14 protein-coding genes are annotated in these 21,249 nt (G+C 58.0%); 4 read left to right on the top strand and 10 right to left on the bottom strand.

Going from position 1 to position 21,249, the window contains the following annotated elements:
* Positions 1–338 precede the first annotated feature (338 nt).
* The gene (locus tag VH599_07495) at positions 339–1,433 is read right to left on the bottom strand and encodes a beta-eliminating lyase-related protein (GenBank protein HEY7348151.1); all 1,095 of its coding nucleotides are present in this window, start codon (positions 1,431–1,433) and stop codon (positions 339–341) included.
* A 414-nt stretch (positions 1,434–1,847) separates the two neighbouring features.
* Between VH599_07495 and VH599_07490 the strand changes: the two genes are divergently transcribed.
* On the top strand, positions 1,848–3,308 hold the full coding sequence (locus VH599_07490; protein ID HEY7348150.1) for an acyltransferase: 1,461 nt from the start codon (positions 1,848–1,850) through the stop codon (positions 3,306–3,308).
* Position 3,309: 1 nt separating this feature from the next.
* Here the strand turns inward: VH599_07490 and VH599_07485 are convergent, their stop codons facing one another.
* Together VH599_07485 and VH599_07480 are read right to left on the bottom strand one after the other, a co-directional pair.
* The gene (locus VH599_07485) at positions 3,310–4,107 is read right to left on the bottom strand and encodes an enoyl-CoA hydratase/isomerase family protein (protein HEY7348149.1); all 798 of its coding nucleotides are present in this window, start codon (positions 4,105–4,107) and stop codon (positions 3,310–3,312) included.
* A 37-nt stretch (positions 4,108–4,144) separates the two neighbouring features.
* Complete coding sequence (locus VH599_07480; GenBank protein ID HEY7348148.1) at positions 4,145–5,479, bottom strand: phenylacetate--CoA ligase; 1,335 nt, start codon at positions 5,477–5,479, stop codon at positions 4,145–4,147.
* A 226-nt stretch (positions 5,480–5,705) separates the two neighbouring features.
* Between VH599_07480 and VH599_07475 the strand changes: the two genes are divergently transcribed.
* Together VH599_07475 and VH599_07470 are read left to right on the top strand one after the other, a co-directional pair.
* Complete coding sequence (locus VH599_07475) at positions 5,706–8,789, top strand: aminotransferase class III-fold pyridoxal phosphate-dependent enzyme (GenBank protein ID HEY7348147.1); 3,084 nt, start codon at positions 5,706–5,708, stop codon at positions 8,787–8,789.
* A 229-nt stretch (positions 8,790–9,018) separates the two neighbouring features.
* On the top strand, positions 9,019–10,062 hold the full coding sequence (locus VH599_07470) for a proline racemase family protein (protein HEY7348146.1): 1,044 nt from the start codon (positions 9,019–9,021) through the stop codon (positions 10,060–10,062).
* 27 nt (positions 10,063–10,089) lie between these two features.
* On the opposite strand, the gene VH599_07465 is transcribed toward VH599_07470, so the two are convergent.
* The 7 genes from VH599_07465 to VH599_07435 all read right to left on the bottom strand — a co-directional run bounded on the left by VH599_07465 (position 10,090) and on the right by VH599_07435 (position 20,180).
* On the bottom strand, positions 10,090–10,548 hold the full coding sequence (locus VH599_07465) for a peroxiredoxin (GenBank protein ID HEY7348145.1): 459 nt from the start codon (positions 10,546–10,548) through the stop codon (positions 10,090–10,092).
* Between the two features lie 40 nt (positions 10,549–10,588).
* Positions 10,589–12,733, bottom strand: coding sequence for an acetate--CoA ligase family protein (locus tag VH599_07460; GenBank protein ID HEY7348144.1), 2,145 nt, complete (start codon positions 12,731–12,733; stop codon positions 10,589–10,591).
* 10 nt (positions 12,734–12,743) lie between these two features.
* Positions 12,744–14,555 (bottom strand): M3 family oligoendopeptidase, encoded by a 1,812-nt coding sequence (locus VH599_07455; GenBank protein HEY7348143.1) that lies wholly within the window; start codon positions 14,553–14,555, stop codon positions 12,744–12,746.
* A 61-nt stretch (positions 14,556–14,616) separates the two neighbouring features.
* On the bottom strand, positions 14,617–17,334 hold the full coding sequence (locus VH599_07450) for a pyridoxal-phosphate dependent enzyme (GenBank protein ID HEY7348142.1): 2,718 nt from the start codon (positions 17,332–17,334) through the stop codon (positions 14,617–14,619).
* 74 nt (positions 17,335–17,408) lie between these two features.
* Positions 17,409–17,615, bottom strand: a complete 207-nt coding sequence (locus VH599_07445; protein ID HEY7348141.1) for a hypothetical protein — start codon at positions 17,613–17,615, stop codon at positions 17,409–17,411.
* Positions 17,599–19,092 carry a hypothetical protein gene (locus VH599_07440; protein ID HEY7348140.1) on the bottom strand — a complete coding sequence of 498 codons (1,494 nt, stop codon included), beginning with the start codon at positions 19,090–19,092 and terminating at the stop codon, positions 17,599–17,601. Before VH599_07440 ends, VH599_07445 begins: the two co-directional genes overlap by 17 nt.
* A gap of 296 nt (positions 19,093–19,388) precedes the next feature.
* The gene (locus VH599_07435) at positions 19,389–20,180 is read right to left on the bottom strand and encodes a hypothetical protein (protein HEY7348139.1); all 792 of its coding nucleotides are present in this window, start codon (positions 20,178–20,180) and stop codon (positions 19,389–19,391) included.
* A gap of 300 nt (positions 20,181–20,480) precedes the next feature.
* Between VH599_07435 and VH599_07430 the strand changes: the two genes are divergently transcribed.
* Positions 20,481–21,137 (top strand): hypothetical protein, encoded by a 657-nt coding sequence (locus VH599_07430; protein HEY7348138.1) that lies wholly within the window; start codon positions 20,481–20,483, stop codon positions 21,135–21,137.
* Positions 21,138–21,249: the final 112 nt, after the last annotated feature.

Genomic DNA, 21,249 nt, shown 5'->3' with positions numbered 1-21,249 from the left:
AACCAACATCGCCATCCCTTCTACTGGGGGCGTCGAAGGCGGCATCGACCCCACCGGCAACCGGGCGTAGCCTTGGTCCCGGTAATCTCATAGACTTGCCGGATGGACCACTTAGCCAGTGAGGGAATTGGTGGGCAAGGGATAGAGAAGCCTTCAGAGCGTAGCCTGGTGGGTGGGGAACTCTAGCCAGCCCTTACGTCAGCCTGCTGGCGCGCGGTGATTTGGAAAGCAAAGATCAGGATCAATTGCAGCCAAACTGAGCATACAGCAAGCAGAAGAAGAGACAAAGGAAGAGCGGTGGAGCGGGCAAAGTTTTGTCTCTTACTTCCTGCTAGCAGCTATGATCTGCTCGCGTGCGTGAAGAGGGCTTGAAAGAGTCCTCTCATTTCTTCACTACTCACATCCAAACTGGCATCCCCTACCGTGAATTCCAGTCTTTGATAAGAAGGGAACACTGTCGGCGCCAGGCCAGAAAACAGCCAGATACCGGTTTTCTCAGCCGTCTCTAGGGCCGCCGCAAGGAGCTTTTCCCGCTCGCCCCGTAAGAAGAGGTGCATCATGTTGGTGTGCGGGGGAGCTGGGACGATTTCAATCTGTGGCAAGGCTTCCAGGGTGTTCGCAATTTCCTGGGCTTTTGCGCAGTAGACAGCTATCCGTCCCAGTCGCTCACGGAGTCCTTGACGAGCCGAGAGGACATAGGGATACAAGCGAATCAGATTCCCGCCATGCCGCCGTTGCCAGATGCGCGCCTCAGCCATGATGTTCGCTGGTCCGGCCAGGACACATCCTGCCAGAGCGCCCAGATCCTTATAGAAGGAGACATATACGCTGTCGAACAGGGCAGCGATTTCGGCGTAGTCGCGCTGATAGAAGGGCCGGCATTGCCAGAGCCGAGCGCCATCCAGGTGCGTCGGTATGCCGCGCTCACGTGCCCAGGCAATCATAGCGGTCAACTCGTCCCAGGAGGGTAACTGGCCCCCAATTTCGCGCTGGGGGAGTTCCAGCAAGAGCGCCCCCAAGGGTTCGGCAACTCCTTGAAGATCATCCAGAGTCATGAGGCGGCTGGGGTTGCCCACCAAGACCTGCTGCAAGTGATGCAGGTTTTGGTAGGCTTGATGCTCATGCAGTTCGAGATGGCATGTTGGGTGAAAGGCTATCCGAGGGATACGGCGTTGGTCTGCCCAGAGGCGCAAGACAATCTGCTGGCACATCGTCCCACTGGGCATGAAGACCGCCGCTTCTTTCCCTAACAGGTGGGCGACTTCCTGTTCAAACTGGGTAACAATCTCCCCTTCGCCATAATGGTCCGCCTCTACATCAGGATCGATCATCTCGGCCAGCTCTTTGAGTACCTGATAGGGGCGCTTGGGGTAGTGGCCGACGAGGAAACGGGTGCATCTGCGCCTGATCCGCTCTCGGTCTGTCTGATCCATTGGATTACCTCCTTAGTGGGAACACCAGTCCTTCGTCTTATTAGCCCCGGACCTCCTGGGGTACCTGGTTGAAAGGGCCTCATCCATCAGTATACGCGATTGGACATCCCTGCTCCGATACGAATGCCACCAGCCTGGTCGGTTCAACGAAGCGCCATCGCGTCAAGGCATACAGAAGTGGCGGCGCTGGTGGGCAGCAGCGCCGCATCTATCTTCCTTCCAGTTCCCAAGTATATCAGGGGTATCTTTCCTGCGATATACCGATGTATCTTACGTCATTTTGACACGGTGAGAAATACCGTGAGCAAAGAGCGAATGTTGGCCTCCTAAGTGCAAGCTAGACTGATGAGTAAGAGGAAAGGAAAGATGTGCTGCCGCCACCGGCGTGAACCATGAAAGGAGCTTGCTCGTACTATGGACCATCTTGCGGCGTCCAACCTGACAGAAGCAGGAGCCAGCCGCGCCCCGATTGTTGAGACCCCTCATCTTAGCAGGACAGACAGTACCAGCAAGTCCACGACAAGCCTCAACCAGCGCAACGCACATGGGATAGGTTCCTGGCTGGCGGGGCAACTTGAAGAGAACAAGCCAAAAGGCGCTATTGCCTCACTCGATGGGGTGCGCGCTCTGGCCTGCCTGACGGTCATCGGCTATCATATCAGCTTGATGACCCACGACATGCGCCTCTGGTCAACTAACAACCCCCTGATCAATTCAGTCCTTCTCGCGGGGGGCGCTGGAGTCACGCTCTTCTTTGTGTTATCCGGCTTTCTGCTCTTTTTGCCCTATGCGAAGGCACTTGCTTCTGATCAGTCCTGGCCGAGTACGCGCCTGTTTTATATGCGCCGGGCGCTGCGCATTATCCCAGGTTATTATTTTTCTTTGTTCTTGCTGGTGCTGCTGGCAAAGCCTGAATATCTTGAGCCGCAACGCTGGAAGGAATTAATACTCTTTCCCTTGTTCTTGATGGATTCCACCAAGGCAACCTTTCAGCAACTTAATGGCCCATACTGGACGCTGGCTATTGAATGGCAGTTCTATCTCCTTTTGCCGCTGATTGTTCTAGGGATTCGCTTTGTGGCGCGGCGGATACGGTCTGAAAGACGTTGGTGGGTGGTTGTGGGGTGTTTGCTGGGGATGATCGGCTGGGGATTGCTCACGCGCGCTTTGGGCAGCTATTTTATGGCGCATCCGGCGGCAACCTTCCTGGTCCCGCGCAGCGTCCTCAACGTCGTGTTGTTCTTCACCTATGGCTTCAGCGGGAAGTATCTGGAGGATTTTGCCGTTGGCATGTTGGCTGGCCTCGCCTATACCTTTTTGTATACCCCTACGGTCAGGGTGAAATTGTGCCTGCACGCGCGTCGGGTTAGTCCCTGGTTCTGGGGTGCTGGTCTACTGCTGCTCTTGTTTATGGCGATGCAGCATTATAGCCTGGACTTCCACTATACCTGGCCGATTCTGCCCGCCCTTTTCCAGCTTCCTGGCTGGTTACATGAACTCGGTTTCTCGCTGGGGTTCGGTTTTTGCATCCTGACCATTCTATTTGGTCCGACCTGGCTTAGAAAGCCTTTCGAGTGGGGGCCGCTTCGCTGGATAGGGCTGATTTCCTATAGTCTGTATATCTGGCACCTACCGCTGCTCTTCACCTTCCTGCACCACGTCGGCCCCAGCTTGAGCAATCTGCCCCATCCACTAGCCTACAGCCTCTACTGGGTATGGGCAGCAGTAGTGGTAATCCCCTGCTCGTTTGCGCTTTACACGCTGATCGAGAAGCCGGGTATGCGGCTGGGCAGTAGACTCCGAGGCCAGTTCGCAGCCCAGCAAGGACAGGCGCGCATCACAAAGCGACTCGCCCCAACTGGGGAAAGGTTGTAAGCTAGTCTGAGGCTTGCTGCTGTTTTCTTTGGCTGCGCTGAAGCTGCGCCTCACGATAGGCTGCCATGACGGCGGCATGCTCAGGCGAGCGCAGGCAATCTTCCTGCGCGGCCAGAAACTCGCTCATGAGCGCCTCGGTGTCCTGAGTGAAGGCCCGGTCAATCTGGCGCCTGGTGTGTATCAGCGCGGTAAAGGGGATGGCAAGCAGTTCTTCGGCAAGAGTCAGCGACCGCTCCTCCAGAGCGGCAGGCGCTACCACTTCGGTGATCAGGCCGAGCGCCTGTCCCTCCTCAGCGTTGAAGCGCCTGCCTAAGAGACAAAGCTGCTTGGCCGGTCCGGCCCCAATGAGCCTGGCAAGACGCATCGGTCCCAACGCCGCAATGACCCCCTCTTTGACGGCGGGGATGCTCAGCACTGCATCTGTGCTGGCGATACGCAAGTCGCAGGCGAGCGCAACTTGCAGGCCGCCGCCCAGGCAGTAACCCTGAATGGCGGCGATGGTGATCGCGTTGAGATCGGCCAGCGCGACCACTCCGCGCTCCCAGGTAGCGAACCATTCTAGTGATAGATGGCCTTGCGCCAGTTCCTTGACATCCAGGCCGCTGCAAAACGCCCGGCCTTCGCCGCTGACAATGACGACATGCGCCTCCGGGCTGTGCGCCAGATAGTCGGTGGCCGTGACCAGATCGTTCACCCACGCCCAGTTAGCTGCGTTGAGCGCCTCTGGACGGTTGAGGCGCAGCCGCGCCAGGGGGCCATCCACCTCGCAGCGCATGGTTTCAAGCTCTAAAGTAGCCATCAGTTGTCTTCTCCTATTGATACTTGAGGGTTGGCGCTTATAGCTTTCTGAGATCGACGATCCGCCGGAGCTTCCCGCCCTCGCTTCTGGCGACGGAGCCGGGGGCCATCAAGGTGATCTTCATGTTCAAGCCGATGCTGCCCTTGATTTTTTGCTGAATGCCGCCGCGCAGGCTTTGCAAACGATGGTCGGCTTCTATAATGGCTTCGGATAAGGTTTCCTGGGCAATCTCGCGGAAGAGAGCTTCACTTACCTCCACCTTGACCTCAACGTCATCGAGCGTTCCCTCGCGCTGCACGACCACCTGATAGTGGGGCGCAATGCCGGGGATGTTCTGGAGAACTGCTTCCACCTGAGTAGGATAGAGGTTCACGCCGCGAATGATGAGCATATCATCGGAGCGGCCTCGAACTGGCGCCATCCTGACATGGGTTCTGCCACAGATGCAAGGGTCGTGCGTTAGATAGGTGATGTCGCCGGTCCAGTAGCGCAGAAGGGGCATCGCCTCTTTGGTCAGATTGGTGAAAACGAGTACGCCTTCCTTGCCATCTGGTAATGGCTCACCTGTGGCGGGGTCTACCACCTCTGGGTAAAAGTGGTCTTCCCAGATGTGGCTGCCTTCGCGCGCTTCGATACATTCCTGAGAGACGCCCGGCCCGATAATTTCGCTGAGGCCGTAGAGGTTGGTCGATCTGATGCCCAGGCTGGCGTCAACATCGGCGCGAATGGTTTCGGTCCAGGGTTCCGCGCCCATAACCGCGTATTGCAGGCTAATGTCCTCTGGCGCGATGCCCAGGCGCTTAAACTCTTCGCCCAGCGTCTGCGCATAGGAGGGCGTGCAGCAGAGGACTTCGGGTTTCAGATCAAGGATGAGGGTAATTTGCCGCTGGGTCATGCCTCCAGAGACGGGAACAACGGTCATGCCCAGCTTTTCGCCGCCGTAGTGAATGCCTAGCCCTCCGGTGAAAAGCCCGTAGCCATAAGCATTGTGAAGAATCATTCCAGGACGGACGCCAGCCGCGACAAAAGACCGGGCCATCACCTCAGCGAACAGGTCTATATCATTCCTGGTATAGCTGACAATCGTGGGCTTGCCTGTAGTGCCGCTGCTGGCATGCACCCGTATGACCTGCGCTCGCGGGGCCGCCAGGAGGCCGAAGGGGTACTGGTCTTTCAAGTCCTGCTTTTGGGTGAAGGGGAGTTTGGGGAGGTCTTCTACTGAGCGAATGTCGGCGGGTCTCAGGCCAGCGCGGTTGATCTGCTCCTGATAAAATGGGACGCGCTCATAGACATAACTGGTGATCTGGCGCAGGCGCTCGTCTTGCAGCTTCCTAAGCTGGTCGCGGGGGAGCGCCTCGACCTGGCTATACATGCTGACCTCCCTACTCCAGCCTCGGCACTGAGGCTGGTCTATAGAACAGAACAGAACAGAACGGGTGCAGCGAACCTATTTCATTGTAGTCTGTCACTGCTCAGGCATCAAGTGACCCATCAAGCCAGCGTTCGGCGCATGTATGTGTCAAGATATTTGCCGAAGCGTTGCAGAAAAATCTCTGAAAGCAGTATACTTGAGGGCAATTCTGGTCAGGAGTACACGCATGTTGAATATAACAAACCAGCCGCCGGTTTTTAGCATACAAGATGCCTGCCGTATTGCTGCTGAAGTGTACAGCCTCCAGGCTGTCGCCCAGCCACTCCCTGGCGAGCGCGATGCTAATTTCTATCTGAAGAATGAGGCAGGGCAGGAGTTTGTCTTGAAGATTGCCCCTGCGGAAGAACAACGGACGCTGCTGGACATGCAGAACGCAGCATTAAAGCATCTTGCCGCTTGTGATCCTTCGCTGGTATTGCCGCAGGTGTGTCTCACATCGGCGGGGGAGTCAACAGCCACAGTCACAAGCTCTGTCGGCGAACAGCATTTCGCGCGCCTGCTCACTTATGTCCCAGGGCAGCTTTTTGCTGAAGTCAAGCCGCATACACCGCCACTGCTTCACAGCCTGGGGGTTCTCCTGGGCAAACTGGATCGCGCGCTGCAAGATTTTTCTTACCCGGCTGCGCAGCGGATATTGAAATGGGACTTGCAGCGCGCCGCATGGATTCGTGATTACCTCCAGCACATTGATGGGCCTGAACGGCGGGCAATAATCGAACACTTTCTTTCGCGGTTCGAGGAGCAGGCGCTGCCGGTATTGCCGACTCTGCGAACGAGCGTCATTCACAATGACGCCAACGATTACAATGTCCTGGTCGGCGCTGCTGACGGCATGCAGCGGCATGTGGTGAGCCTGTTAGATTTTGGCGATATGGCCCAGACGTATACCGTCTGCGAGGTTGCTATTGCGGCGGCCTATGCGATGCTGCACAAAGCTGATCCGCTTGCAGCAGCGGCAGAGGTGGTGGCGGGCTATCATGAGGTATTTCCGCTGAACGAAGCGGAACTGGAAGCCCTTTATCCCTTGATCTGCATCAGGCTCTGCGTGAGCGTGGTCAATTCGGCCTATCAGCAGAAGATCGCGCCGGACAACGACTATCTGACCATCAGCGAGCGGCCTGCATGGGCGCTGCTTGAGCACCTGATGAACGTTGCTCCGGCATTGGCACACTATACGTTTCGCCATGCTTGCAAACTGCCCCCTTGCCCAAAGACTGGCGCGCTTGTTCGCTGGCTGGAAAGTAACCAGGATAAGTTGGGCCGCGTGGTTGAACCTGATCTCCGAGTTGCTGATAAGGTGGTCTTCGATCTGAGCATTGGCAGCGCCGAAATGGCGAACCTGGCGGAAGCGGCTGATGTGGAAACATTCACTCGCCGCCTTTTTGACCGAATGCGGGCGGCGAATGTCGCGGTAGGGATCGGCCAGTACAATGAAGCGCGCCTGATCTACACCAGCGATATGTTCAAGATGCAGGGTAACGATGGCCCCGAATGGCGCACGCTGCATGTCGGCCTGGATGTGTTCATGGAGGCTGGATCGCCAGTGTTAGCGCCTCTGGATGGCGTCGTTCACAGCTTTCGCAACAATACCGCTCCGCTTGATTATGGGCCAACGATCATTTTGCAGCATACGATTGCTGAGCAGCAGCTTACGTTCTACACGCTGTACGGCCACTTGAGCGAAGATTCGCTCGATGGCCTCTACGAAGGCAAGCCGATAGCCCAGGGAACGCGCATTGCCAGGATAGGGAATTATCCTATCAATGGCAATTGGCCGCCGCACCTGCATTTCCAGATCATCACTGATCTGCTTGGCAGAGTGGGCGAGTTTCCTGGCGTGGCGCGGCCCAGCCAGCGCGACATCTGGTTGAGCCTGAGTCCCGATCCGAATCTCATGGTTGGCATTCCGGCTGAGTGTTTCCCTGGCGATGGTCTGAGTATCGAGCAGATCAGGAGCCTGCGGGCGCAGCGGATCGGACTTTCGTTAAGCGTCTCATACCAGAATCCGCTCAAGATCGTGCGCGGTTCGATGCAGTATCTCTACGATCAGGATGGGCGCGCGTATCTTGATGGCGTCAACAATGTCGCGCACGTTGGTCACAGCCATCCGAGAGTTGTCAAAGCCGGGCAGGAGCAGATGGCGGTCCTCAACACCAACACGCGCTACCTGCACGATCATCTGGTGCGCTACGCCGAGCGGCTGTGCGCCACGCTGCCAGAACCTTTGAGCGTGTGTTTCTTTGTTTGCTCTGGCAGCGAGGCGAACGAGTTGGCGCTGCGTTTAGCGCGAACCTATACCGGAAGACAAGATATTGTTGTGATAGATGCCGCCTATCATGGGAATACGACGGCTCTGGTTGAGATCAGCCCGTACAAATTCGATGGACCAGGTGGGGCAGGCGCGCCATCTCATGTCCACAGGGTTCCGATGCCGGATGTCTATCGCGGAGCGTACAAGAGATTCGACGCGGAAGCAGGCGTGAAATACGCGCGACATGTCGAGGAAACTATCCATCAGATTCAGCAGCGCGGGCGTAATGTGGCTGCCTTTATTGGGGAGTCGCTGCTGGGCTGTGGTGGACAAATTGCGCTGCCTGACCACTATCTTGAGAAGGTCTATCGCTATGTGCGCAGCGCGGGCGGCGTCTGCATTGCTGACGAGGTGCAGGTAGGTTTTGGGCGCGTCGGCACGCATTTCTGGGGATTCGAGACGCAGGGGGTCGTACCCGATATTGTCACGATGGGCAAGCCAATTGGCAACGGCCATCCGCTGGCTGCGGTAATCACGACTCCCGAAATTGCCGCTTCGTTCAATAATGGCATGGAATATTTCAATACGTTTGGCGGCAATCCAGTTTCGTGCGCAATCGGGCTGGCAGTGCTGGATGTGATTGCTGATGAACAGTTGCAAGCGCACGCGCTCAAGGTGGGCGAACATTTGCAGCATGGCTTGCGGGAGTTGATGCAGAAACACCCCATCATTGGCGATGTACGCGGGCTGGGCCTCTTCATTGGCGTCGAACTGGTTCTGGACCGGGAAACAGTAGCTCCGGCGGCTGCGCAAGCCTCTTACATTGTGAACCGTATGCGGGAACGGGGCATCTTGTTGAGTACCGATGGCCCGCTGCATAACGTCCTGAAGATCAAGCCGCCGCTCGTCTTCTCGGAGGCGAATGCAGATTTTCTGGCTGCGACCTTAGATGAGATTCTGGCTGAAGACTTCGTAAGGTCTAATATCAAATCCGCATGAAGCGGAGCGTTTTACCTGTAGCGCCGCCTGGAAGGTGGCTCAACGCTGGCCTGCCGCTACGTTGGCCTGGGGGCGAACGCTCGCCCCGGCGGATCGTTGGCCGCCAAGAAGGGACGCGCGAGCGACCAACGGGAGCGAGCATGCCGAGGCCCAGCCGAGGCAAGCGGCCCTTCCCGAAGGGAGGCGGCGCTACAAGTCGAAGCCGCAAGCATGCAACAGGAGGGGTGACATGGGGCTGACCTGGAAGTATCACTTTATTGATAAAGATGTTGTGCGTGTCACGACTCTGGACGCGCACGCGGCGGGTGAGCCATTGCGCATCATTACGGGCGGATTGCCTGAACTGAAAGGCGCGACGATGTTGGAGCGGCGGCGCTTCATGCAGCAGCGTTATGACCATATCCGGCGCGCGTTGATGTGGGAGCCGCGCGGGCATTTCAATATGTATGGATGCGCACTCACGCCTCCGATTACGCCTGAAGCGGATGTCGGCGTTATTTTCATGCACAATGAGGGCTATAGTACGATGTGCGGGCATGGGGTGATTGCCCTGGTGACGGCGCTCGTTGAAACAGGAACGCTGCCAGCGAAAGGGCCAGAAACGCTAGTCAACCTGGATACGCCTGCCGGACTGGTGCGCGCGACGGCACATTTTGCTAGCGATGGGCATGTTAAGCGGGTCTCTTTTCTGAACGTACCCTCGTTTTTGTACGCGCGCGATCTCGAAATTGATGTGCCGGTATGGGGCAAGCTGCGCGTTGATGTCGCCTTTGGCGGGGCGTTTTATGCGTTCCTTGCCGCAGAGGCGATTGGCCTGAAGATCATCCCCGAAGAGGCCGCTCGATTAGTGGCAGCGGGGGAAGCGATCAAGAAGGCGGTCAAGGCTGTTCTGCCTATCAAGCACCCGCTTGAAGAGGATTTGGGCTTTCTCTATGGCACGATCTTGATTGGCCCGCCCGAAAACCCTGACCATCACAGCCGCAACATATGTGTGTTTGCCAACGCTGAAGTAGACCGGTCCCCAACAGGGACAGGCGTTGCGGCTCGCCTGGCGATTCACCATGCCAGAGGCGACATCTCTGAAGGCCAGCAGATGGTGATCGAAAGCATCCTGGGGGCCGAGAGCGCGTTTGCCGGGCGCATCGTCGGGCGAGCAAAGGTCGGCGCATACGAGGCGATCATCCCTGAAGTCAGCGGCGCGGCTTTCATTACCGGACTCCAGGAATACGTGCTTGATCCACGAGATGCGTTAGGGCGCGGCTTCCTCATCTGACGCCAACCCTGGCTGCCACTATTTCCTTTAACCCTGGATGGTCAGGGCATCCAGCGCGCGCTGCAAGCTTTCGGTGGCTTTGACGGGTACCTGGACATCTACCAATCGGCCTGTCTCATCAATGATGAATTGGCTGCGGGTGACATACCCGTCCCCTTCGTGCCAGGCGCCATAAGCCTGGGCGACGGCGTGGTCGCCATCAACAAGCAACTGAAAGGGTAACTGGTATTTTGTCTTGAATGCCTGGTGTGAGGGACTATCATCCGGGCTGATGCCGAGGACTACAGCATGCTGTTCTTCAATCTGAGGGGCAGCGTCACGAAAATTGCACGCTTGTAAGGTGCATCCGGGGGTATCGTCTTTAGGATAGAAATAGACGACGACCCGTTGGCCGCGCAGGCTGGCGAGACTGATGAGGTCGCCTGCCTCGTTAGGCAGGGCAAACTCAGGCGCGAGGTCTCCTCGCTTGAGTGGGGTGTCGGACATGATCTCCTCTTTCTCTGTAAAGCATGGGATGGGCCAGATTTCAGTCTTTCCACGTCACCAGCGCGTCCAGCGCCTCGATCATGGTATTGGAAACAAGCAGCGGGTTGATCTCCAGCGCAGCGAGATGATCCTGAAGCCCCAGGGCAAGCTGGCTCACCTGGAAGATTACATCTGCGAGCGCCTCTTTGTCTACTGGTGGCTGTCCGCGCGTGCCTTGCAGCACAGCCGCGCCCCGCAATTCTTCGATCATGGTAATGATCTCGTCTCGGTTCACGGGCAGGATGCGCACGCTGGTGTCCTTGAATACCTCTGTCCAGATACCGCCAAGCCCGACTGCCAGAACGAGTCCCCACAACTGATCACGCAGGATGCCCACCAGCAGTTCGGTTCCCGGCGGGCGCATAGGGCTGACCAGCACTCCGTCAATAGTTGCAGCGGGGAAGCGCGCCTGCGCTGTTTCCATGAGTGTCTGGAACCCTTGCCTGATCTCATCCGTCGATCTCAGATCGAGCAGGACTCCGCCCACATCGGTTTTGTGGACAATGGCGCTGGATTGAATCTTTAAGACAGCCGGGAACCCCAACGCCTGCGCTGCTGAAACGGCTGCGTCTGCATCTGCTGCCAGTACGCCTGGCACGACTGGAATGTCGTGCCGCTGCAAGAGGTTGCGCGCCTGGGACTCCGACCAGGCTCCAACGGTGGCCCCATCGCGGCTGGCTTTGAGCGAAGGCGCTGCGAGGGAGGATGCCGGATATTTGCCAGACTTCTGCGCGGCGCGGCAGCGTTCAGACCACCACAGCGCGTTACCCAGCGCGGTCATGCCGTGTTCCATGCCGCCGACAAAGTGAATCCCGGTGCGGCTGGCAATGGAACGGCCAAAGGCGGTGAGATCAACGCAGGTATTGGCGAGGACGATCACCGGAAGACTGGCCTCGCTCACCGTCTTGCCGAGGAGATCGAATCGTTCGAGCAATGGCTCAAGCTGCGCAGGCTCAACGCGCGGAGGCTCAACCAGGCATACTATAAAGTCGAAGTTTGGGTCTTTTATCACGATGTCCAGGGCGCGCTGCATCAACAGCCGATCAATCACAACGTATCCAGTCACATCTATGGGGTTATGAACGGTGGAAAATGGGGGGAGCAGTGCCTGGAGTTGCTCGACAGTTGCAGGCGCGAACTCTGGTAAGGTGATGCGCTCTTCCTGGGCGCGGTCCGAGAGGATGTCGCAGGCGCCGCCGGAGGGGGTCACGACTCCCATGCGGCGTCCGCGAAGTGGGCCGGTGTAGCCCATCAAGCCCGCAGTGACGAGCAAATCTTCCAGGGAATTGACGCGAATGATGCCAAGCTGCCGAAAAGCGGCATCATTGACTATGTTGTCGCCTACCAGGCCACCGGTATGGGCGAGCGCCGTTTGCGCGCTGATGGGGCTGCGCCCTATCTTGAGAGCGATGATCGGTTTCTGGCGCTCCAGTGCTTTCTCTGCCACGCGGCGCAGTTCGTCTGGACGCCGGATTGACTCAAGGAAGAGGGCAATCACTCTGGTCTGTTCATCTTCGATCAGGTAGTCAATAATGTCGGTTGTCGAGATCATCGTCTCGTTGCCCATCGAGACGAGCAGGCTGACGCCTATGGCATGGGCCTGCGCGAACGTCAAGACGGCGCTTGCCAGCGCACCGCTCTGGAGGACCACGCCAACCGGCCCCCCAACCAAGGGAGGAGTAACGGGCAAGCCATAGGGGACAGCCTGAGCGACGGCGTTGATAAAGCCGTTACCGTTCGGCCCCAGCAGCAGTACGTCCCGATCCTGTGCCAGGGCCAGGAGTCGCTGCTCCAGCCTCGCGCCTTCGGCTCCCGTCTCGCTGAATCCGGCGGTGAGGATAACCAGATTACGGATGCCCGCCAGAGCCGCCCCTTCAACGATTGGATAGACCTGAGCGGTTGGAGCCATGATATAGGCCAGGTCCACCGGCGCTGGGAGGTCTTGCAGAGACTTGATGGCAGGTTCGCCATGAATGGTCTCGTATTTCGGGTTGACGCAGTACAGCGGCCCCCTGCTGAACGCTTTCAGGTTATTGAACACATTCAGCGACCAGCCGGAGCGGTCTGTTGCCCCGATGAGGGCGATACTTTGGGGGTGAAAGAAGGCGCGCAACCGTTCGGGGGGAATGCGCTGCGCCTCAGACATGCGAGCTATCCTACCTTTCAGTAGCGGTGTCCTGGTCTACCAACGCTCCAAAGCGGTTAATGTCTTGCCGTATTATATCCAGGCTGCTGCGCCAGAAGTCTGCTGCGCGGAGGTCAATACCAAAGCGTGCCGCAAGGGTTCCCGCATCGGCCAGGCCGGTGGAGGAGAGCAGATCGTCATAGCTGCGCTTGAAGGCTTCGGAGTCAGCCTGGTAGTGCGCATACAGTCCTAGCCCAAAAAGCAGCCCAAACATATAGGGGAAATTATAGAAGGAGAGATCGCCACTGTAATAGTGACCTTTCGCAGCCCACATATAGGGATGCAGCTCCCGCTCCTCCAGGCTATCACCATAGGTTGCGCGCTGCGCTTCCAGCATGATCTCGCAGAACTCCTCGACAGAGAGAGAGCGCGCTTGCCGCCGCTCAAAAGCCTGCTGCTCAAATAGGAAGCGGCTGGTAATATCTACCACGACCTGGCACTGATCCTGTAACGACGCTTCTAGAATCTCCATGCGCGCGGCTGGTCCGGCGTCTTTCAGCGCCGCCTGCTTTACCAGCGTTTCGCAGAAGATACTGGCCGTCTCGGCCAGCGTCATAGGCGTATTCTTCTGGAGGGCGGTGCGCGCCGCGAGCCGCACGTTATGATAGCCATGCCCCAGTTCGTGGGCCAGGGTACTCATACCTCCGTAATTGGTCTCGTAATTTGCCAGGATGCGCGACTCATCGCGCCGCAGGGGCATGCAGAACGCGCCGCCCTGTTTCCCGGCGCGCGGCTCTGCGTCAATCCAGTGTTCGCGGAAGGCTCGCGCTGCGTACTGCTGTAGAGGCGCTCCATACGCGCCAAAATGCGTCAAGATGTAATCTCTGGCTTCGTCGAAGCTCCAGCTTCGATTACCAGTGTTCAGCGGCGCGAAAAGGTCATACCAGGCCAGCCTGGGGAGCTTCAACGCCCGCGCCTTGGCGCGCAGGTAGCGCCGAAAATCAGGGAAGGAGGCTCTGGCCTCGTTCATCATTGCATCCAAAATCTCACGGTCCATGCTGGCGTCGAAGAGCGTCTGGTCCAGAGGCGAATCCCAGCCGCGACGGCGCGCCAGGGCATTCACCTCGCCTTTGATGCTGTTCAGAGCGGCGGCAATTGGAACCGCGTGGCGCTGCCAGGCGGCAAGCTCGGCTTGATAGGCGCGCTGGCGCACCGAGCGGTCTGGATGAGAAGCCAGGTTGCGCACCACGCTCATCGGCGCTTCTGCTGGTTGCCCTTCAATGTCCAGCGGGACGGCAATCTGCGCAGTGAATGTATCGTTCAGCGTGGACCACGCGCTGCTTCCGGTTAAGCGCAACTCGGCGGCCAGCGCTTCTTCGATGGGCGACATGAGATGCGCGGAACGCTCTTTGGCTTGACGCAGCGCAAAGCTATGCCCGGCAGCCAGAGGGGAACGCTCGATCAACGCTTCGACATCGAGCGAGCCGATCCAGGCAGTGAAGCGTGTCATCAGTTGGGAGAGCAGGCTTTCCTGCTGTTGCAATTCGCTCAGGCGAGCCAGAGCCGTGTCATTACGGCTGTCTGTGCTGACAAAGGCAAAGATATACGCTTCAATCGTTCCTACCTCTTCAAGCACAGCGTTGATGCGCTCAAGCACGCGCTCGACATTGGCGCGCGTCTGCTCATCGAACGGCGCGGGCTGTTGTGGAACGACAACTTCGTCGAAGAGCGCCTGGAGGGCAGCGATGTTGGCTTGCATGGCACGAAAGCTATCGGCAAACTCGGAGGATTCAAGCCCTGGATAGACAACCGTCATATCCCAATGGGGCAAGGTTGCGGTCATAAAAATATAGTCCTTCTCTTGAAGTGGAATGGAGATATTATGCCACATTGTCAGGCGCTCATCAGGCTTGCTTCGTGGAGCGAGATGCAGCCAGCGCGCGCTCCAGATGGGCGAGCGAGGTGTTTCCACCTGAGCAGACCAGCCCCACCTTCTTGCCCTGTAGTCGTTCGCGCAGCCGATAGGCGGCTGCCAGCGGAGAAGCGCCAGCGCCTTCTGCCAGGGTGTGGGCATATTCAATCATCCAGACCATCGCCTGCAAAATCTCTTCTTCTTCCACCAGCACAAAGTCGCGCAGCCCTTCCTGGAGGATGCTCTGGGTCATAGTGAATCCAACCCCGGTGGCTAAGCCTTCAGCAAAGGTCTGGTTTGCTGCTTCTACGAGGCGTCGTGCGCGCCAGGACTCGTAAGCTGCGGCTGATGCTGCTGCCTGCACGCCGATGACTTCGATGGCCGGGTTGATGGCCTGGGCGACAATGCAGGCGCCAGCCGCGCCGCTGCCGCCACCGATTGGCACGATCAGCGCGTCAAGGTCGGGTTCATCCTCTAGCATCTCCAGCGGCCCCGTCGCTACCCCGGCGATCAGCAGTGGCTCGTTGGCGGAATGGATGTAACGATAGCCTTCGCTTTGTGCAAGCGCCTCGCAGTGCAGCCGCGCCTCGTCGAACGTGCTGCCATGCACGATAATCTTCGCGCCCATGCCCTCGATGGCGGCCACCTTGCCAGGATTGGAGCGTTCCGGCACAACGATGCGCGCCGGGACGCCAAAGAGCCGGGCGGCATAGGCGATGGATTGGCCGTGATTCCCGGTAGAGGCAGTAATCACGCCGCGCATCCGCGCCTCGGCGGGAAGTTGAGAAAGATAATTGATTCCGCCGCGAACCTTGAAAGCCCCCACAGGCTGATAGTTTTCATGTAACGATGATTGAACACCTGCGAACATTGGGGAGTACGAAATCTCCACCCGCGAAGTGACATCATCTCGCCCCTGCCGTGGCCGGATCGTGAGCGTGGCGAGAAAGCGGTTGAATTCGTCCCGATGGACGAAGGTGCAGCGCCGGGATTCCTCACGTTTAGACGTGGCGAATTCACCCTTACCCGCCCGATGCCAGATAATCTTCTCGCTGACGCCTGAAAGCTGGGCCGCTTCGGTGAGCGACAGCCACTCTTTCTCCGTCTCTACAAACGCGACTTGTGGCTTCGCTACCGGCGTGGGGCGGACATCGACATGCACGCCCAGCACCTCCAGCGCGTTGCGCTTCTCCTGAAAGGTGGCTTCGGCATACCGGCCTTGCATCACGTTCAGGAAGTTCAAGAAGTTCAGGATGCTGCTGCGGTAATGACCGACGAGGCTCTCCATATCGCGTGAGGCCGAGTACTCCTCTACGTACCGCTTCAGCCGCTCCTCTTTCATTCTGACGTCCTGCCCGATGAGGTTATAGTAGTAGCTTCCCTCCGGGTACTTGGCGCGTTCAGTGCGGACAAAAGCCAGTTCCTGCTCCAATTGCGTGACGAGCTGCTCCCCGCGCGTGTCTTCCAACATCGTTTGCAGCGACTGTTTAATGCTGCCCTCAATCGTCTCGCGGATGAGGTCCAGGCGCTCGAATACCCGGCAGCACTCTGCCCAGACGACTGCATCCAGCTTACTTGCCGTGATCTCGGTGAGTTCAGGGCAGGCATAGTATTTGTTACTGGCCTTACAGCAGCGGTAGTACGCCTGCCGGTCGTACTCATGTACCTTGTAGCCGCCACTCATCCGATAGCCGCAGACTTTGCAGAAGATGTGTCCCTTGAGCAGGAAGTCTTCTGGTACGCGGTGGCGGTGGCTTTTATCTGCGCGATTACTTCTCAGCTTCAACTGTGCGCGCTCGTAGAGTTCAATGGGTACGAGCGGAGGGATAGCCCCCGGCAGCAGCTTCATGTTGCCGTTCGGCTTTCTCGTCTCCGTACCCCGGGCGGTCAGAGCCTTCGTGCTCTTGCAGATTCGCAGCACTCCGATATTCTCCGTATCCCGCAGCAGCTTATGCACGGTCGAGGGCTGCCAGGCGACTGTTCTGGTTTTCCAGCCGCGCGCTGCGGCAGGCGGCAGGACGCCATCTTCGGTCAGTTTGTGGGCGATGCCGCGCAGGCTCATATCCAGTTCCACAAACAAATGGAACAGGGAGCGGCGTAGCGTGGCTTCCTCTCTGTTCACGGCGTAGGCGGTTTTCTCCTTATCTGCCCACTCCCAGCCATAGGGTGCCCGCCCGGTCGCCAGCGGCAAGTCATGTGCCAGCCGGGTCTGCCAGTGCCGGTTGGCGTACTCGACGATCTTCTCTCGCTCGCTCTCGGCGCTCCATGCCAGGATGGAACGGATGAGCTTGCCGGTCAGGCTGTTATCTATGTTCTCGCTGACCGAGACGATCTCGCCACCGTTCGATTCGATTTCCTCAAAGATCATCGCGGAGTGGACGAAGTTCCGGGCGAAGCGGCGCAGGTCAAAGACGATAATCACGTCGGCGAGGTGATCGCGGATCATCTGACGGGCAACGGTCAGTTTTTCTCGCAAGCTGTAGTGGATGAACCCGCTCTTGGACTCATGGAGCACGAGGATGACGTCTATGTCATGCAGCCCGGCATATTGACGGCACTTCTCTTCTTGGTAGTCCAAGCTCTCGCCGTCCCTCTCCTGTTTATCGGTGCTGACTCGGCAATAAATGACCGCCCGCTTGCGGGCATGGACGGAGGAGGTATCATCTTGGGCGTCAGCGGATACTCGGGCAGACCTGTCAACAATGTGCATCTGTCACCTCACCAGTTTTGATCATCTGAATAAACATCGCACCAGTTCTGCTGATTTCTGGTGCAGTGTCTCCTTTATTTGAGCTTCCACTGCCACGCCTGAATGCCCTTAGAACCGTACACCGCCTTAATAGCGGCTTCGTAGCTGGCGGCCAACTGTAGCGTCCTGACCTTGATACCTTCCGCTTTGGCCTGGGCCAGTAACTCGCTGGCTACATGGGCCTCCCCGTCGCTAAGGGCTGCTCTCAGCCATACTCGCGCTATATCAAGCTTGCGTGCCATTGGTGTCGGTCTCCTCTTCTGCTATAACCTGCTTGACAAACTCCGTATATGCGCCCGCCCTGCCCAATTGCCGGGCAATGACATATGGCTTGAAGCCTTGTTCGTGCAATTCCAGGATGCGGGCGCGTTCACTGGCTTTCTCTCTTTTTTCTCTCTCCAGAGGCGAGAGGAATACCCCAGAGGCAGGCTCCGTCGGTGCATCTGGGGCGAGAGAATCGGGAGAAACTTTCATCGGTAGCGGCGGCAAGGGTGGCACACCTTGGCTCATCGGTAGTAATCTATACAGCGCCTCGTTACTGGCGTATGGTACGCGCACCAGGGAAGGTACGGGCATGGCTTCCTCACTTCTGAGCAGCACTAATCCCTTGCCTAATGGCGCATCCGGCAGCTTTATTTGTTGGTCAAGCAGGGCGCGAGCCGTAGCCAAGCCGCCACCAGCAAAGTAGGCGGTGCGGAGGTTGGCTCGCATCTCACCGCCTGAGCCAATTGTCTCGACCAGGAAGTCCTGGCTGCTGGTTATCAGATGCACGTCCACTTTGCGGCCTTGGCGCAAGAGTTTGCCGGTGGCCGCAACTACTTCGGCTGTATCTTGCTTGTCTAGCTCCGACAAGATAGCGGGCCACTCGTCAATCGCCAGATAGCACGGAGCGCCCCAGGGCTGGCCTTGCGCCCGGAGTTCGTAGCGGTGGTGCATTTCGCTGAGCAGCCAGACGAGCATGTCTTTAATCTGGCGGGGCTGAGTGTAGGGCGGCTTGGCAAGCCGCACGGCAATCATCCTCCAGTCTTCGCCGCTTCTGGAGTCTAAGGCCGTGTAGTGCGGGTCGGCTAACCATACGGTCGCCTGACAAGCCAGGATTTGCGCGAGCAGCAGACGCATAATCGCGCTTTTACCCCCGCCAGTCGGGGCCGCCAGCGCCACATGAGATAGCCCCTCCAAGGCGCAGGTAACAAGCCCCTGCGCCGTCATGCCAAGCAGGATACGTCCAGCAGAGGGCGTAAAGGTCGTCAGTACCTGCGCTAAATCCAGCGGCCCTGGTGGTCGCGGCTCAGGCAGTGCCTCGACTACCGGCTCCAGCGGCTGCACCAATGGTTTCAGCGCCGGTGACACTTCTTGCTTGTACGTCCAGACGTTATAAAAGCTGGATTGGTTGGGGTGGTCGATCATCGCGCCGATATAGTTAGCTGGTATCAGGCGGATGCGCTGCCAGGCGGCGGCGGCTTCGGCGCGTTTCTTGTCTGCGTCGGCCAGAGCGGCTTGTGCGGCGGCTTCGGCCTTCACTGCTTCGGCTTCATCGAGCCGGTCCTGCCGCATACCCCTGCGCCAGCCGAGCCACAGCCGGAAGGCGATACTGATGACGATTGCGGCGGCGATGCCAATGGCAAGCCAAGTAAGCACTTGCCAGAGTACGATAACTACCATCAGCGCTACCATCGCTATACAGCCAAAAAAGAGCCAGCGGGCGAAGTTATGTTCCACGGCTTCATCCCTTTAGTCGAGGGAGATACGAAAGATACGGTTCGTATCTACGTCTATACCTTGCGTACCTTCCTGACAACTACTCAGCCACCGGCTGGGGTACCGGCCACGCGGCAGGCGGTATCCATACCCATTGATTGCCCTGGCGCTTGCTCTTGACGTGCAGCCGCTGCCGTGCAGCTTGCAGCGTGGTGTGCGTAATGCCCTTAGCTATTCCTTCGGCCTCTACGACGGCGGCCGGGCGCGGGCCGTCAGCCAGTGCAGCCTGTAGGAAAGATTTGGCACCGTCGAGCTTGCTAGCTGCGAAAGGGGTCTGCGTCATCCGCGCTGCCCTCGCTTTCGTCACGGCCGATATAGATCGGCGCAAGCTGCTGTTTGGGGAGTGGTACGAGATGATGGTTATCGCTAGCGGCCACGACCCTCGGCTGCGGCTGCTCCGGTTCAGCGAACGCCGCCAGCATGCGCGACGCCATCATGATTTGCTGCTCTGGCGTGGCGTCTGGTGCCATCATGGCGACGAAGTGGGAAACGGCCACGATGTTCTTGGCGGCCTTGGGCCGTTCCGGGGTGAGCTTCAAGAGGAACTGAACGCCAAAAACGGTGACCGCTAGCGCCCAGGCCCAGGTCTTCGGGTCAATGCCGAGCAAGTTGTCGAGGGGCGCCCAGACGACTGACGCGGCGTTCGCCATCATGAAGACGCTCACGCCGTACGCTATGAGCGCCTTCACCAGATTCAGCAGGAACATTGCAGGCTGGTGGAGCGTCAGGCTGTCCTGCATATCTTGGCCGAAAACCAGGGTACTCCACTCGATGGAAAGCGCTAGTGCCGCCGCTGCCGGTATGACGATATACAGCGGCGCGGAGCTGCCGTAGTAGCGGCCCAGAAAGAAGAGCAGCGAGCCGCCAGCAGCGGCCAGCATGAGGATAAACGCCAGGTATTCATGTCCGGAGGCCTGGATAATATGCCGCAGGTTCTGGCGTTCAATGGTGCGCTTCTGGGCGGCCTGGTCGCCTTTCCAGGCGCGGTAGAGGCGCTGTAGACGGCCTACAGGTTGCGATGTAGAGGTTGGCTGGTTGGAAGCGTCCATAGCCACCGCCTTTCTTTGAGCTTCAACGGCGCGGCCAGACAAAACGGCTAGAGCGCTGCACGCTGGCGACCTCTAGCCGTTAAGAACATTAGGGCTAGTGCCTGACCTGATCAGGTGTTACGCTCCAGCGGCGTTCGGGATCACCTATATCCCAACGCCGCGCTTTTATACTCTTCGGTAGTAACTATAACATCATTAGGTGCAAAAATCAATCGATTTGGATTTAATTTGCATCTATCCAACAAAACTCAGCGAGATGTGTATATACTGAGGCCAAAATGTATGCAATAGAGGTGAAGCATGGCCGAAGAAGAGCGATATATCTTGCTCGAGGCGGCGCAAAAACTCGGCATATCCAAGGGGACGCTCGTCAACTGGATTGCCCGTGCCGGGTGGAGTGAACTGGTCGCTACACAAAGGATGGAGTACGACCAACGGGCGCACTACCTCACCGGGGCGCAACTGGAACAGTTGGCGAAGGCTCACCGCCGGACGATTAGAGGCAGTAGCAAACCAGGAAGCAGCGTACTTCCCATAGATCAAGCCGGACCGCCTGGTCCGTTCACCGCTACCAACGTATCGGGCATTTGGCACTGCCGCTACTGGTTCCCAAGTAACATCCGCCCTGGAGAAGAAGAGACCAGTGAGTACCTCGTCCGTATTGAACGTGAAGACGACGGTTTTGTGTTGCATAGTCTGCCGAACAAAGAGCAATCGTCTATGGTGGCACGCTTTACCATCGAAGGCAATATAGCAACTGGCAAATGGTGGGAACAAACGTCACCTTACGGCGAATTCAAAGGAATGATGTACAGAGGCTCTTTTGAGTTAGTTGTTAGTAAAGACTACCGGCAGCTTACTGGTGGATGGGTTGGCCCTGGCCGTGATGGCGACGCACAGAAGATTTACGATGGCCGCTGGGAGCTTACCTATATGAGCGAAACAGTTACTACCTGACACCATTCTTGGAATGACTTGAGAGGCTACGAACGAGCTTGCATATCACAACCTGCCATACGGCAGGTATATTTGGCGGCAGATCAATTTTTGCGGGCCGAAATATTGATCT

The sequence above is a fragment of the Ktedonobacterales bacterium genome, assembly GCA_036557285.1.
In the GTDB taxonomy this organism is placed as follows: domain Bacteria; phylum Chloroflexota; class Ktedonobacteria; order Ktedonobacterales; family DATBGS01; genus DATBHW01.
Note: the sequence above shows the minus strand (reverse complement) of the source record. Positions and strands in the feature narration are given on the sequence as shown.

What these genes read in the sequence shown, in the direction of transcription:
- VH599_07455 (HEY7348143.1), bottom strand. Translation starts at nt 14,555, where the DNA reads ATGACCGCAACCTTGCCCCATTGGGATATGACGGTTGTCTATCCAGGG.
- VH599_07495 (HEY7348151.1), bottom strand. Translation starts at nt 1,433, where the DNA reads ATGGATCAGACAGACCGAGAGCGGATCAGGCGCAGATGCACCCGTTTC.
- VH599_07450 (HEY7348142.1), bottom strand. Translation starts at nt 17,334, where the DNA reads ATGCACATTGTTGACAGGTCTGCCCGAGTATCCGCTGACGCCCAAGAT.
- VH599_07480 (HEY7348148.1), bottom strand. Translation starts at nt 5,479, where the DNA reads ATGTATAGCCAGGTCGAGGCGCTCCCCCGCGACCAGCTTAGGAAGCTG.
- VH599_07485 (HEY7348149.1), bottom strand. Translation starts at nt 4,107, where the DNA reads ATGGCTACTTTAGAGCTTGAAACCATGCGCTGCGAGGTGGATGGCCCC.
- VH599_07470 (HEY7348146.1), top strand. Translation starts at nt 9,019, where the DNA reads ATGGGGCTGACCTGGAAGTATCACTTTATTGATAAAGATGTTGTGCGT.
- VH599_07475 (HEY7348147.1), top strand. Translation starts at nt 5,706, where the DNA reads ATGTTGAATATAACAAACCAGCCGCCGGTTTTTAGCATACAAGATGCC.
- VH599_07445 (HEY7348141.1), bottom strand. Translation starts at nt 17,615, where the DNA reads ATGGCACGCAAGCTTGATATAGCGCGAGTATGGCTGAGAGCAGCCCTT.
- VH599_07490 (HEY7348150.1), top strand. Translation starts at nt 1,848, where the DNA reads ATGGACCATCTTGCGGCGTCCAACCTGACAGAAGCAGGAGCCAGCCGC.
- VH599_07430 (HEY7348138.1), top strand. Translation starts at nt 20,481, where the DNA reads ATGGCCGAAGAAGAGCGATATATCTTGCTCGAGGCGGCGCAAAAACTC.
- VH599_07460 (HEY7348144.1), bottom strand. Translation starts at nt 12,733, where the DNA reads ATGTCTGAGGCGCAGCGCATTCCCCCCGAACGGTTGCGCGCCTTCTTT.
- VH599_07435 (HEY7348139.1), bottom strand. Translation starts at nt 20,180, where the DNA reads ATGGACGCTTCCAACCAGCCAACCTCTACATCGCAACCTGTAGGCCGT.
- VH599_07465 (HEY7348145.1), bottom strand. Translation starts at nt 10,548, where the DNA reads ATGTCCGACACCCCACTCAAGCGAGGAGACCTCGCGCCTGAGTTTGCC.